This window comes from Bradyrhizobium zhanjiangense (assembly GCF_004114935.1).
Classification (GTDB): Bacteria; Pseudomonadota; Alphaproteobacteria; order Rhizobiales; family Xanthobacteraceae; genus Bradyrhizobium; species Bradyrhizobium zhanjiangense.
In genome coordinates, this window is the sequence record NZ_CP022221.1 from 8,516,602 (window position 1) to 8,531,143 (window position 14,542).

General features: G+C 57.9%; 7 protein-coding genes. 5 read left to right on the forward strand and 2 right to left on the reverse strand.

All coding sequences use genetic code 11. The features are described 5' to 3' along the window. The first annotated feature begins 68 nt into the window (after window positions 1-68). From XH85_RS40735 to XH85_RS40750, 4 genes are all read left to right on the forward strand, one after another. Window positions 69-1,255, forward strand: a protein-coding gene (locus tag XH85_RS40735) for an IS3 family transposase (protein ID WP_128933672.1) whose coding sequence is annotated in 2 segments (ribosomal slippage) — window positions 69-321 and window positions 321-1,255 — 1,188 coding nt in all. Because the reading frame shifts where the segments join, the coding sequence is not laid out codon by codon here. 7 nt (window positions 1,256-1,262) lie between these two features. Then, window positions 1,263-2,930: a GMC family oxidoreductase N-terminal domain-containing protein gene (locus XH85_RS40740; protein WP_128936408.1), complete on the forward strand. Its 1,668-nt coding sequence runs from the start codon at window positions 1,263-1,265 to the stop codon at window positions 2,928-2,930. Further along, complete coding sequence (locus tag XH85_RS40745; protein ID WP_128936409.1) at window positions 2,828-7,126, forward strand: alpha/beta fold hydrolase; 4,299 nt, start codon at window positions 2,828-2,830, stop codon at window positions 7,124-7,126. The genes XH85_RS40740 and XH85_RS40745 overlap by 103 nt, the downstream gene beginning before the upstream one ends. A 264-nt stretch (window positions 7,127-7,390) precedes the next feature. Further along, a complete protein-coding gene (locus XH85_RS40750; protein WP_128936410.1) occupies window positions 7,391-10,879 on the forward strand; it encodes a metallopeptidase domain-containing protein in 3,489 nt (1,162 codons plus the stop codon). Between the two features lie 33 nt (window positions 10,880-10,912). Here XH85_RS40750 and XH85_RS40755 read toward each other — a convergent pair whose 3' ends face one another. Further along, complete coding sequence (locus tag XH85_RS40755) at window positions 10,913-11,605, reverse strand: cupin domain-containing protein (RefSeq protein WP_206734903.1); 693 nt, start codon at window positions 11,603-11,605, stop codon at window positions 10,913-10,915. Between the two features lie 153 nt (window positions 11,606-11,758). Between XH85_RS40755 and XH85_RS40760 the strand changes: the two genes are divergently transcribed. Further along, window positions 11,759-12,793, forward strand: coding sequence for an IS110 family RNA-guided transposase (locus XH85_RS40760; RefSeq protein WP_128936411.1), 1,035 nt, complete (start codon window positions 11,759-11,761; stop codon window positions 12,791-12,793). Window positions 12,794-13,151: 358 nt separating this feature from the next. Here the strand turns inward: XH85_RS40760 and XH85_RS40765 are convergent, their stop codons facing one another. Beyond that, window positions 13,152-14,522 carry a heterodisulfide reductase-related iron-sulfur binding cluster gene (locus tag XH85_RS40765; RefSeq protein WP_128936412.1) on the reverse strand — a complete coding sequence of 457 codons (1,371 nt, stop codon included), beginning with the start codon at window positions 14,520-14,522 and terminating at the stop codon, window positions 13,152-13,154. Window positions 14,523-14,542: the final 20 nt, after the last annotated feature.

Below are 14,542 nucleotides of genomic sequence, written 5' to 3' on the forward strand. Positions count from 1 at the left end.
AGTATTGACCTGCCACTGCGTATTTCCTCCAGAAGGAGTTAGAGTCCGGCCCGAAGAAGGACGGACAGATGAAGCGAGCAAGGTTCACGGAAGAGCAGATTATCGCGGTATTGAAGGAGCATGAGGCTGGGGCGAAGACAGCCGACCTGGCTCGCAAGCACGGTGTTTCCGAGGCGACGATCTACAATTGGAAGGCCAAATTCGGCGGCATGGACGTTTCCGAAGCGAAGCGGCTGAGGGCCTTGGAAGAGGAGAACGCGAAGCTGAAGAAGCTTCTGGCCGAGCAGATGCTCGATGCGGCCGCACTTCGCGAGCTCCTTTCAAAAAAATGGTAGGGCCCGCCGCCAAGCGCGCTGCGGTCGCGCATCTGCAGGCCGTCATGAGCCTGTCGGAACGGCGGGCCTGCTCGATCGTGGAGGCGGATCGGAAGATGATCCGCTATCGCTCCAGCCGCCCGCCGGACGCAGTTCTGCGTGGCCGATTGCACGATCTCGCCAACGAGCGGCGGCGTTTCGGCTATCGCCGGTTGTTCGTCCTGCTGCGGCGGGAGGGCGAGCCCTCGGGGATCAACCGGATCTACCGGCTTTATCGCGAGGAAGGGCTCACCGTCCGCAAGCGGCGGGCTCGCCGCAAGGCCGTGGGGACCCGCGCCCCGATCCTGGTCGAGGCGAGGCCCAACGCGCGCTGGTCGCTGGACTTCGTCCACGACCAGTTCGCCAATGGCCGACGCTTCCGCATCCTCAACATCGTCGACGACGTCACCAAAGAATGCCTGGGCGCCATTCCGGAGACGTCGATCTCGGGGCAGCGCGTGGCCCGCGAACTGACGGCAATCGTCGAGCGACGCGGCAAGCCAGGAATGATTGTGTCCGACCATGGCACCGAGTTCACCTGCAACGCCATGCTCGCCTGGTGCAAGGACGCAGCCATCGATTGGCACTTCATCGCACCGGGAAAGCCGATGCAGAACGGCTTCGTCGAGAGTTTCAATGGCCGGATGCGCGATGAGCTACTCAACGAGACCCTGTTCTTTGATCTCGATGACGCCCGCGCCAAGATCGCCAACTGGGTCGCCGACTACAATCTCCAGCGTCCCCACTCGTCGCTGAAATACCTGACCCCCGCGGCCTACGCCGCCCACCTCACCGCAACGGACGATCGGCTGCGCAACCCCGACCAGCTCCGCCGATCGTCCGTTGCTCCATCCGCGCCACTTGGCGTACAAAACCTCAAGACTCTAACTGCCGCTGGATGAAAATGCAGTGGCAGGTCAGTATCCGCGGATAGCGAACGCAACGTTACAACGAGACGGTGAGTATGACTTTGATGTTGTAATTGTGGGGAGCGGGTATGGCGGGGCAATTGCTGCTGCAGAGCTGAGCGCCTGTACCGACGAGACGGGCCAACCGCTACGTTTATGCATTCTCGAGCGCGGACAAGAATACTTATCTGGCGCATTTCCGTCTCGCCAGGCCGATTTAGCGGGTCATGTCCGGTTCATGACCCCCGATGCAAGACGTCAAATGGGAGCTCATGACGGCCTCTATGACGTCCGCTCGAGCGAAGATGCCGTTACGGTTGTTGCCTCGGGACTTGGCGGCGGCTCACTTATTAATGCTGGCGTTATGGAGATGCCGAGAAATGAGGTGTTCCGTGAAGGGCGCTGGCCTCATGCTATTCGTGTCGACGAGACGCTTTTCGAGCTGGCGGGCCTACTCCGTCACTCTGTAGGAGCACGCCCCCTTCCCGCGGCGCATGTCGGGCTTCTTAAAAAAACTGGTCAGCTCAACAGGCTTGCGACGACAACGTTGCTGCCAATAACGGTTTCCACGTCCAGCGGACCAAACAGCGCAGGAGTGTTGCTTAATGAATGCGCGATGTGCGGAGATTGTGCAACCGGTTGCAACCACGGCGCAAAGAACTCCCTAGATCTAAATTTGCTGTTCTTGGCTAACCAGAGCGGTGCCCGCCTCGTGACGGGAGCCACCGTCCTTCGTTTTGCTCCATGCACCGACGCCGGATGGGTTGTCCATGTCAATCACACCGATAACCACCTCCGTGACCGACAATCGACACCTTTCCAAGTTCGTACGAAGCGTTTGATTCTGTCGGCAGGTACCTTGGGATCGACCGAAATATTGCTGCGCTCGCAGGGTGCGCTTCGGTTCTCGGCTCAACTGGGCCGCAAGTTTTCGGCAAATGGAGATATGCTCGTCACCGCCTACGGCTTGGATGAAGTTGTCAATGCCGTAGCCGACGAAACGGAGCCTCCGGCAGCCGCAGCGCAGAAGGGATCTGGACCCCGGGCGATCGGACCGACGATCACGGCGATGATTGATCTGAGGACTGGAAACCCCGAATCCGATCTGGTGATTCAAGATTTGGCGGTCCCTGGCCCCCTGCGGCGCCTATTCGAGGAAGCCATCACATCCTTCGATGTCCTTAATCAACTAGGCCAAAGGCCGTGGAGACGGTACGAGCGTGATTGTCCAAAGCATGATGATGCAGCCGTCAATCGTGATGCAGTGAAACACTCCCTCGTGCTCGCGATGATTGCTCGTGATGATGCGGACGGTGAGCTCACGCTTGGCGACAAAGCTTTGTGCGACGATGCAGACGGGCTGCTCACGGTGCACTGGCCAGCGCTTCGAATGGACCGCCGCTTCGATGAACATCATCGGCGGCTCAAAGAATTGATGGCGAAGTCAAGGATCGGCGGGCGAGTAGTTAATAATCTCCTCTGGCGACCCTTCGCAGAGGAGCTGGAGCGTCTGTTCGGCAGACAGCGAGGACCGCTCGTTACCGTGCATCCCTCGGGGGGTGCGCGATGGGCAATGACGTCCGCCAGGGGGTCACTGACCATTGCGGGCGCGTCTTCGACGCGGGTGGTTCAGGCGCGACTTCTGTGCATCCCGGCTTGGTCGTTCTAGATGGCTCAATTATCCCTACATCTCTGGGGATCAATCCCGCACTTACAATCTCGGTTCTCTCTCTTCGTGCCATTACGCAGCTCAAAGCGGAGTGGCGCTTAACTGGTGGTCGGCTAAGGATTACGAACGAGCCCACGATGCCTCCAACGGAGAGGCCGATGTATGCCCTCCCTTCGAACATCACCAATCCGAAATCGACGCTTATTGAGCTCACGGAACAAGTACGAGGGCGCTTAAGACTTAAGACGCGTGACGGGCGTCGTTTGGACAGCCAAGTACAACTAACGCTCACGAGCGAGCCAGCGGCGATCTCTGATTTGACAGCATATCGCCCGAACAAGCTACGCGGGTTTCAGATTAACTCCAGCAAAGCAAGGCTTCAGATACTCAAGCCGGACAAAAACTACGATCCGGTGTCTGATAAAGCCGACCCTAGAGATGTCGCGCTAGAGGCGGAGGTCTCTGGCGAGCTGCGCTTGTTTTCGACTGAACGCTCGATTCCTTATCTTTCTACTGCGCGAGCTGTGTATGCCTGGTTCGTTAATCGGGGACTGCGAGATGGGGTCCACTGGGGAGTGCAGCGCATTCAAGAGCATCTTCATTTACGACCTGAGCTAGATCGACCTAGGCCTATGCCGTCCTTCTATAGGCGGGCCAAAGACTTTATCGCCGGATTGCTGTCCTTGTGCTCACGCGCGGGAATCGTCCGCCTTATTGAATACGATTTGACGGTTGGCAAGGTAATTCACTCTTCTGAGTTTGACGTTAGTGCGTTGAGTGGAAGCCGTATTCGTGCAGTCAAGCGGCTAACCTATGCTCGAGCATCTAGTCCTTTCACGCAGTTGCTGGAGATGTCGATCGAGGTGTTTCCCAAATTATGCAGGCCGATATTTGGCAAGCGGCCTACCTTGCGACTGAATAAGCGATATCTTGCGAGCCAACAGATTCCCTTGTTGCGTGTGGTGCAACAGCAAGATGGCGTGTCGTCGCTGATCGATTTGCTATCCTTCGTGCTTTATCTGTTTCGCGTCTCGATGCAAAGCCATGCCCTGAGCTTTCGCCGACCAGACCCTCCACCGGATCGGGTGCCCGAACGCCTGCCTGGACGACTGCCCGATCTGCCTCCACCCGAGGTGGATTGGCTAACGGTAGATGGCTTAGCTTCGCCCCCCGCGCGCATACGGCTGACCCGCTACAATGGCTCGCTACGACGCGCCGCCAACGTCGAGATCACAAGACCAGTTCTCCTCATCCATGGATACAGCGCCAGCGGCACGACATTCGCTCATCCCGACGTGCCGGGTAACTTAGCCCAAACTCTGTACGATGCAGGTCGTGATGTATGGGTGTTGGACATGCGCTGTAGCGCTGGGCTCCCATCTGTCACGGGCGACTGGCCGTTTGAGGTCATGGCGGATCACGACATCCCTATCGCCATCGAACACATCGCTGCTGCACAGGGGAGCCAGCCCTCGGGCGACGTCAAAGTCGATGTGGTTGCTCACTGTATGGGAGCAGCCATGTTCAGCATGGCTGTGCTTGGGGATGGGCAGCGGCAAAGGCGCTTACACCAAAGGATCGGTCGGGTGGTTTTGTCCCAGGTCGGACCCGTAATGATACTGAGCCGAACCAACGTCCTTGCAGCCTATATCATGCGGTATGCTAGGCGACTCGTATCATCAGATACCTACGCCTTCAGTCCTCAGGAGACAGCTTCGCTTGGTGGACAGCTTCTCGATCGGGCATTGGCTGCCATGTCCCTCCCTCGACACGAATTCAGACGTGAGAATCCATTCTGGCTACCTCGCGCTACTCCGTGGGCCGGGACCCGGCACCGAATGGACGCCCTGTACGGTCGAACCTTTTCGCTGAGAAACATCTCAAAACGTGTGCTTGCAAAACTGGATGATTTCTTCGGTCCGATCAGTCTTGAGACTGTCTCTCAGGTCATTCATTTTGCGACTTTCAACACCGTCACTGATCGCCGGGGAGTGAATCATTACGTGACGCCTAGCCGCATCTCCGAGCGATTCGATTTCCCGCTGATGTCGATTCATGGAGAGGAAAACGGTTTGGTCGATGTAGCGACGCTGAGTATGATGCGAAACCTTCTTGGGGAGGCTGGCGTACTCTATCTCAATGAAGCGTTCAGAGTCGATCCAGCGTCCGACAACAAACGCCTGTTGAACTCTTTTGGGATGCTCTCCCATTCTGTTGCTTCGTGGCTTTCGAAATGTTTTGGACTGGCGTTGGGTGACTTCACAGAACAGGCCGCGAACGGCTGCCAGACCACCACGTCGCAAACGGCGGAGCAAATCGAGCGCTTGATTGACCAAAGCAGCCAATGCCTGGCGGCGGGAAACCCTTCATACTTGACGTGGCGAATAAGCGGACATGGCCATCAAGACTGCCTCATTGGGAAGCACGCACAGACCGTATCCCGGGTGATAGCGAAGTATCTGGCGGTCCCCGATCAGACACCCGCTCGTGACGCAGACGCCCCAACACTGGCAACGCTCCCCATTCCAAGGGCCTACCGAGCGTTTGCGCCGGCGTATGGCGTTAGAACGCAGATCCTTGAGAAAGCCGGCATGATCCGAATACAGGCATGCGACGGCGCTGGCCGCGGATCTCCTCTCAAGGCTCTTGTCCTCCCGGTGCGGCAAGTCGGTGAGCATTTCCGCATTCTGCAACCCGATGGACAAGTCGGGATACCTGAGAACGACGCAAGTCTCCTGCAGGCAGGCGCTTGCATGCTCGAACCGATCACCAAACCGCGGCAACAGATCGGAGTGCCACGCTTTTTTGAAGTGCCGAAAGCGAAATGGCCCCACCATGCCCACGAAGTCCTGATCCTGCTGCTCTATGAGCAGGCAGAAGGGATAGGGGGCAGCGCCCGCGGGCCGGGTCTGATGAAGGCGCACGAGGTAAACTCCTCAAACTTTCCCATTGCTCGAGCGGTAGCAGAAGCTCTCGTCTGCGACACCATCGGAGACTTGCGGGGCGGCCTGTTGCGTGGCGCGATCACGGATAAACTATCCCAAGGGGACGTGACGTTCGCTGTCGCTAGCTGTCTTTATCCAAGCGATATTTTAAACCGCATGCCGGCTGCCGAGCAGTTCCCGCGAGGTCCAGCCGACGCATCGCTGTTGACCCTCAGCGATATGCTGGGAAAACCTGATTCTCCCAGCCTGCTACTGCTTGCTGGAGATCAGATCTATGTCGATGCCACAGCAGGGCTGTTCGATCCAAAAGTACTTGATGAGCGGTTCCGCATTCCGCACGAGCGTCGCGGCGAAGGCCGTGGCTCAAAAGCTGTCATGCAGCGCATGGACCTCGAAGTGCAGATGATGCTTGATGACCACGAGATCAACGATAACTGGGCTCCGAACGATCCGGACCTCGAAGCAACTCGTACTGGTCAAAGTGTGCTTGAACGTGGACTGTCCGCCTACTTCTTATACGAACGCGGGGCCCCGAAACCCCAGCCCCATGTCTGGCACAAACTGTATCATCGGGGAATACCGTTCTTTCTTGCTGACGCCCGAACTGAGCGCGAGGCGCGAACTGCTGTTGCCTGGCGGACGCAAAGAATTATGGGGTCAAGACAATTTGGAGCGCTGTGTAGCTGGTTAGTTGCTCCCAAGCGCAAAAACCGTCCTAAGTTTGTCATGACAGCATCCGCATTGTTGCCGCGACGTTTGGTCATGAAGCAGCCCGCCAGTGCCTTGCAATCAGATGCTTGGGACGGCTATCCGCACTCGCTTCATTCACTGCTTAGATTTATTTGCGATCACGAGGTTGAAGGTTTGGTATTCTTGTCAGGTGATGAGCACATCAGCAGCCTCGTCACGGCGCGCGTGACCTGTCTCGACACAGGCAAGCAGTGCGGCTTCCACTCCATTCACAGCTCTAGTCTCTTTGCGCCTTACACGTTCGCGAATAGCGTTCCGGATGATTTCATCACGAACGACCGTTTTGACTTTTCTTTTCCATTGCCGAGTGGGCAAGCGCAGCAGTATCGATGCGAGGCAAAGGCGCAGTTCTTTCCGGGCGATGGCTTTGCCGTTCTTACCGCGAGCCAGAATGCCACCGCCAATTGGACTCTCCGCACCAGATTTTACGGCGCTTCCGGCTTAAAGCCCGACGGTGACATTTCTCTTTTTCTGTTCAACCCCTCTATGCCGGCCTCGTAGCTCAAAAGTTGTAGCAATTTGTCTTTACCAAGTGCTGCGCATATCCGACGTTATGGAATTCTGGTCACGCTTCGCCAGTCGCATGCTTTTTGTTCTCTCTTTTCTTCGTCTGAGGTGAGCCATTTCACACTGGCATTGCGTGCGTTTGGGTTAAGCTTACGTACCGAACTATCGCAGTTCTCTTACGTCACCTGATTTCGCGGAACGCGCACCGCTCCTTGCAATCGCGATTCTATCTGCCCACTCTTGCGATGGAGACATCCGATGATTGGATGGTCTTTTCCTATCAGTGAACAGATTGCGGCTGGTTGTTTTGCCTTTGACGAGCCGAATAACACAGTTTGGTTTGCTACAGGTGCTGGTGAGATACGGGCACTTCGGCTCATGGATGGTCGCGAAGTTCTGGCTGGCATCGGCTATCAATCGCCGGTCGGGTTGGTGTTGGACGCTAACGGTCTCGGGCTGACCGTGGTCGAAGCGGCAGGGCTCGTGTGGGAGGCGGCTCGGGCGAACGCAAGTCGAGCCTCAGCAGTCCAAAAAGCGGACTTGCGCCGAGCGATTGTTGGCGCAGCGCCGTCCACCCACTCAACGGACCTGACAATACTTACCACGGGCGGCGAACTGTTGACTTTGGACAAGCAGAGTGGCGCCCTTGAGATCTTGATGGACAGTTTCAGTCAGCCGCTCGCTCTGTGTTTCGATGCGGCTTCCAACAAATCAGTTGTGTTGCAGGATGGTGCGCCGAATCGAAGCATCATCGCAGTAAGCATGGAAGATCTTGAGACAAGTGGTCCTATAGACGTGCCGGATGATACTTCTGCCATCCTGGCAGCCCCCCTGAGCGGCTCGCCTGCGGTGTTGACGTCTCACGGCTTCGGCCAGCTCACGCTTCTAGACATAAGCACCGGCACAACTATTGGGAGCCAATCGCTACCGCGCGCGGCACTCGCCCTGGCTCACTGGCATTCTCTCGTGTTGGCTGTCACCGCTGATCACGTCGAGGCAATCGAGTGGGGTCTGGATCCTGGAACGCTACAAATCTCGATGTCGGCCGCTCCCCTATTTGTAAACGGCTACGCCCGAATTGAGGTCGACCTACTTAGTCATGGATTGGCAAAGACTGATGTCGAGTTCGTGATCGATGAGGGGCCAGACGCGGGTTTTGTCTCGGCTGGGATCGAGCCGGATGCTGACAACGGCGCTGCACGCATCGTTTTGGGAGCTGGCCCGCGCCCAGGTGAATATCATCTCACCGCGAGGCTTGTCGCAAATGCCAGCACGCTAGGGCGGGCTCGTTTTCGTGTTACCGCTCACTGGCCGGACGACGAGATCGGCCCGCCGATAGCGGTTACGGGAAAACAGCGAATTTTCACCCGCGGCTCTTGGGGCGGCGGCCCCATCGGTCCGCAGAATATAAACGTACTTGCCGCACCTGAGTCCTGGAATGTCTTATTCGTATTAATTGACCTGAAGGAGAGTCGCTTTAGCGATGCGGACGCTCCCGCGTTGCAGGCGCTGTGGACCTCCCACCTGTTAGGCCCAGGACAGTGTGTAAAGCAGTTCTATGAGGAGATGTCGCTATTCGATACGGCGGGTCCACTACGGCCGCGCGGCACCACCATCTCGGAAGCCACTAACGGCGCGATTGGCCCAGTGCATCTCGATCTGAGTTGGGGCGATGCGTTCGAACCAAATTCGTCGGGTGATGACTGGGGCGGCTGGAATCCGAAGGCCACAACCTGGCAAGCCTGCGCAACAGCCTTGTGTAGCTTCCTGGCCGATAACGGCGAAGGGCCAAGCCTCCTACCGCGGACGGATGCGGTGGTGTTTATCGTAAAGACGGCTTCGAAGGGGCCAATTGACGTCGGGCCAATCACCTTGCCGGCGACATTCGCTTGGCCACAGGCCAGTGGTGCCACTTTCTTCTGGAAGTCGCAATTCTCGACCACGTTCGAAAACAAGCCAATCGTCTTAATCAACGATGTCATGCCATCGGCAAGTCCAGCCGATAAAGCGCTGCCTTCTACGACGGTGCTTTGCCATGAACTTGGCCATACTCTCGGGCTCGAGGACCTATATCAACGTGGCGATTTCCCTGCCGAGATAGACGCACGCGCTATTGGAGAATTGGACTTCATGGGGTCCGAATTCACGTTGCCGCAGGCGTCGATCGCTAACAAGATGCGGCTCGGTTGGATAGATCCATCGTGGATTGAAACCTTCGATTTCGGCAAGAACCCCAGCGGCCGTGCTGTGACGTTGCACGCGGTGGAAGCGCTAGCACGCGGCGGGCCGCCTGCAGGGCGCAAGGCTGCCATCGAGGTCCGCGTGGCAGACGGTTGGAATTACTATTTCGAGTACCGCCGGACACAGGGCGGCGAGATGACGGATCAACAGCTCAACACCACGGCGGGGGCTGCGCAGATTGTGCTGGGGACGGATGTGCGAGCGGACGGCGCCGCGAAACCCGCGCGACCGGTGATCCTGCGTCTAGGCGTGGACGCCGACGGCAACGGACCCATTCTCAAAGCAAGTGGAGAAGACTACGAAGAGACAGACGTGACCAATCCGGCGCGGCAGCATGACTTCCGTTTGGTGCTCGATCAAATTGATCCAGCGGATCCCAACGCTGCGCGTGTCAATGTCGAATATATCGCCGCGCATAGGCCTGAGTTGCAGATCAGACCAGCACCAGGTCGCGGCGACTGGAAGAGCCCTGACATCGATCTTCAAGGGCCTGGCGGCCAAAACAAGCTTGTCAAAGGACGGCGGCATCAGATCATTGTGCGGGTGAATAACGCCGGCTCGCTCGCGGCGAAGAATGTCCGGTTAGGCTTGTCCTGGCTGCCATTTACGACTAGCCCGGGCACCTGGAACGAGCTGCCGGATCCCGCGCGGCAGGATATTCCCGGGCTCAGCACTGTGACCTTCACCCAGGACTGGGATGTTCCCGCAGATCTAAAGATCGATGGTGTTGGAGTGGAGCACTTTTGTGTACGAGCGAGCGTTGACGCTTACGTTGACCCGAGCGACCCCAGTAATAACGAGATCGTCGTTTTCAATAATTGGGCACAATCGAACTTCGATACTACAACCGTCAGCGAAAGCTCTCCGTCGGAGCGACGCTGGACCGGAATTAGTATAACAAACGCGCTGCCGAGCCGCGCGACTTATCTGACTCTGGCGGAGCAGAACAACGACCTTTTTCGTCTCTATATCGGCAACGCCTGGGTAAGTTTGCCAGCGGGTGCAAGCCGCGCGATGCCGATCGGCTACGAATCGCTAGCTGGCGATGCTCAGAAGGGGTCCGAGTTCGAGCGCATTTACGGCCGCGGCATGGAAGCACCGAACAAAGTCTCATTCAATTCTTTCGTCGCGCGCGAAAACCCAAACCACTGCTCTTCAAAGGAATTAGTGTGGGGTGCTGGCCTTCACTTGCGCACCGGCCACAAGACTTGGATCGCAGACATGGCCCTAACTGGCGAGGCGTTCCGAGGACATGTTCGCGGGCGCCACAACAGCACTGAGCAGGTCGTGACGTCTGGCGTAGTTAACGTCGTACTCTGGGTTGCATCGCGGCCGGACACCGAGTTGATAGTGCAAGGTCATTACGATGCATCTGGCAGCTTCATCGCGATCGTGCCCGGAAACATTCTCCAACACATAGGACACAGGCCGATTTTGGCCGAGGTGATCTATCAAGGAACCACCGTGTGGGCGCCCTGCCGATCTGGCGAGAGACACGTTGCCTAGAAGGCACACCCATAGCTTCGCGCCTATCAGTTGTTATGGCATAAGCCGGCCATTGGCCGACGTTGTCAGCTGAGTACTATTCGCTCTACCTTCGAAAGCAGACCCCGTCCGCACACAGGCAAAGGTCAGCTCCGGGGCTACAAACGGACATCGGGGTGTCAACTCAGTCTTGTCCGCTCCGGCCAGTTTGGATTCAGGTGTCTTAGTTTTTCGGCACAATGTTTGAGCCTGCCTACCTGAATTCTTGCCCATATTTGAGAGCAATCGCGTTGATCTGCTCCCGCGTGAATTGCTTTCGCGGTTCACCGGGTCGGCTGCAGGTTTCGCGAAAGAGAAGCCATCGAGGCCGGGCGGCACCATGATCCACAGCAGAACCATTTCTTGGTCTGGACTACTGAAGCCATGCCACGTGTTCTTAGGTATGAAGATTGTTCCACCTCTTTCGCAGGGGTGAGGCGCATCGTTGAGTGTGACTATGCCAGCGCCTTCCAGAACATAGAACGCTTCATCCTGTCCGAGGTGCCGGTGAACCGGAATGCCCGAGCCCTTGGGTAGCTGCTGTGTGCCCAAGCCGAAATTATTGGACCCGCTTAGGGGGTCGACCTTGATGAAGATGGTGCCGCCATCACGATAGTGGATGAGGCGCTCACCCTGTCCGGCGCCAAGTATATAGCCGTGCGGCACCGAGCCTTGCGATCTCGTCTCGATCTCATCGTTATTTGGCATCACCTGCTCCATTGGCCCAGACTTAGCAACAATTAGATGCCGTAATGGGCCCTGCTCCGAGCAAGGGGTCATGATGGTGGCTGTCCCCCGATAGATGATGAAACGGGGTCACGACTTGAGTCGGCCCCAAGCATCTAGAGACGGAGGACAGCCATGGAGAACTATGCCGGAATCGACGTGTCATTGGAACTGTCGAGCGTGTGTGTTGTGGATGCCCAGGGTAAGGTCCTGAGGGAGGCGAAGGTCGCAAGCGAACCCGACGCCTTAGTTGAGTTTTTTGAGACGCTCGGCTTTGCAGTGAAGCAGATCGGGCTGGAGGCTGGGCCGCTGTCTCAATGGCTGCATGCGGGGCTGAGAGAAGCAGGATTCGAAACGGTTCTACTGGAAACGCGGCACGTAAAGGCCGCATTATCGGCGATGACGGTCAAGACGGATCGCAAGGATGCCCGCGGGATCGCCCAGTTGATTCGGATGGGCTGGTTCCAGCCGGTACACGCAAAGTCGGTCGGTGCGCAGGAGATCCGGGCACTCCTGATCGCACGCAAACAGCTTCTTGGGCGACTCATCGATGTGGAATTGAGCATCCGAGGGATTTTGCGCGGCTTCGGGCTGAAGGTTGGCCCGGTGACGCGGAGGAATTTCGAAGCGCGGATCCGAGAGTTGGTGGCTGGGCAGGCGACATTAGAGCGCATTGCCGGTGCGATGCTTTCGGCGCGATCTGCCTTGAAGGCGGAGTACGGAAGGCTACACAAAGCTGTGCTGGCAACTGTGCGTGACGATGCGGTCTGTAGCCGGCTGATGACAGTGCCAGGCGTTGGTCCCTTGGTGGCCATTACCTACAAATCGGCGATTGATGACCCTCGTCGCATCGCGAAATCGAAGGCGGCAGGCGCGCTGTTCGGGCTCACGCCAAAGAAATACCAATCAGGAGAAAAGGACATCACGGGCGGAATCACGCTGGCCGGAGACGAGATGGTGCGCACAGTGTTGTATGAGGCCGCCAACGTTCTGCTATCGCGCATCACGCGATTCTCAAAACTTAAGCGCTGGGGGATGGACGTCGCCAAGCGGCGAGGCTCGAAGCGCGCAAAAGTCGCCTTGGCACGTAAGCTCGCAGTGATCCTGCATCGAATCTGGGTCGACGGCACAACTTACCGATGGACTGACGCGGGCCCGATCGCAGCATAGAACACGAGGAGAAGAGTTGGAATGCAACCGGGCTGAACTGAGCCCGGTGCCCGAAGTCCCGTCGCCGGGACGGTGGATCCGGTGAAGCCGTTACACGCCCAGTGGCCGTCATCTGACGGACCACGCGCATCTAGATAGGCTCACCGCTCCCTCTGACAGCAAATGGTGTGGCGGCTAGGCGTTGACCACGGACAGAAGCATGAGCTCGGCGGCGTGACGTTCACTCGGGAGGCTTGACATCATCGGGCCCATTACAGAAGGGCGCGTACTCATAAGTCGTCGGCGCTGTCCGCTTCGACGGCCTTTGTGCAACTCCAGCAAATGTCGCGGCGATGGGCCAATAGGCGACATCAAGCTTTTATGACGGCGCCAAAGGCCCCGCGCGCTGCACCGGAAGCGTGCCGGCCTTCAGGGGAAGCGGCTGGTCGCCAAGCAGCACCTTGATCACCACGTCACGCGCATTGCTGGGATCAAGCGAGTGCTTTTCGATCAGGTTGCGACAGTCAGCGACAATCTGGTCGGCGTCCTGCATGATCTTGAGCTCCTTGTAGCGATCGTGTCGATGCAGCCCCATGCTTTCGCCAACCACTTCGAGGATATTAATGATGCGGAATGGCCAGTCGCGCTCGTGCGCGCACAGTTCGCGATGATCGGAGTGATATACCGCAACCAGGGCATCGACGCCTGCATCGCGCGCCGCCTCAAGTTCCATGAGCTGCAATTCGCGCTTGAGCTTTGGAAGTACGCCGACATTCACGCTCTGCAAGCCCACCGCGGGCTGGTTCAGATCGACCAGTTCGATACCGGGGACCATCTTCAGGATTTCAGCGGCGGCTTCCACGACGCCGGCCACGCCGGGATGCTTGTGGAGCGCGACCCGCATTTCGACCCTGCGCTGAAGGTGCGGCTTTAGCTGCGCCAGCCGGTCACCGAGAAAGCGCATGAACGGGCTCATCTCGAACGGGCGGGAGCCACGCTGTCGTTCCACGGTTGGCAGGATGGTTTCCGTGTACTGGACGTAGCACGACGGGCACCAGGAGATCACCTGCCCCGAGTTGGAGTGCGACAGCTTTTCCATAGTACTCGAGCCCATACGACCGGCCATCTCTGCGTCCCCAGACTTGAGTTGGAGGATGCCGCAACAATGGCTCGGTCCGCCCATCACCTGGTAACTGATGCCGAGCGCATCCATGATATCGAGCGCAAGCAAGACAATGTGCGGGGTCTTGAGCACATTGCAGCCGGTGTAAAACACGAAGTCCGGCGCCTCGACGGGCGCGGAAACCGATGCCGATTTTTGCCCCAGTCGTTCGAGCACGTCCGTATCGAGCTGAAGGCGCGAAAGCACGGTCACTCCGTGACTACCGTCGCGGTACCTCTCCACGCCCTGCCGGCGTCGTGCGGCAAGTTCATTGTCCGACTTGGCGATGCCTAGCCGCGCCATGGAAAGCAAGAAACGCGGATTGACGCCATAGTCGCACGCCTTGATGCATGCCCCGCTTTGCATGCAGGACTGCGCCCATTTGCGCGACGCTTCCGGACCGTTGCCGGTACTTACGAGTTCGAGGATGCCGCCGATGATGTCTTCGGACTTTGTCCCCAAGATACCGGCCGGCTCGACACTCGGACAAGCCTCAACGCATTTCCCGCATCGCGTACAGGAGTCGAGCATTTCCTCGACATATTCAGCCAGGGTCGTCTCGAATGGGACCTCGTTCATCGGCTGCATGACCAGCTCCAGACCTGCTG

What these genes read in the sequence shown, in the direction of transcription:
- XH85_RS40750 (WP_128936410.1), top strand. Translation starts at nt 7,391, where the DNA reads ATGATTGGATGGTCTTTTCCTATCAGTGAACAGATTGCGGCTGGTTGT.
- XH85_RS40745 (WP_128936409.1), top strand. Translation starts at nt 2,828, where the DNA reads ATGGGCAATGACGTCCGCCAGGGGGTCACTGACCATTGCGGGCGCGTC.
- XH85_RS40765 (WP_128936412.1), bottom strand. Translation starts at nt 14,522, where the DNA reads ATGCAGCCGATGAACGAGGTCCCATTCGAGACGACCCTGGCTGAATAT.
- XH85_RS40755 (WP_206734903.1), bottom strand. Translation starts at nt 11,605, where the DNA reads ATGCCAAATAACGATGAGATCGAGACGAGATCGCAAGGCTCGGTGCCG.
- XH85_RS40760 (WP_128936411.1), top strand. Translation starts at nt 11,759, where the DNA reads ATGGAGAACTATGCCGGAATCGACGTGTCATTGGAACTGTCGAGCGTG.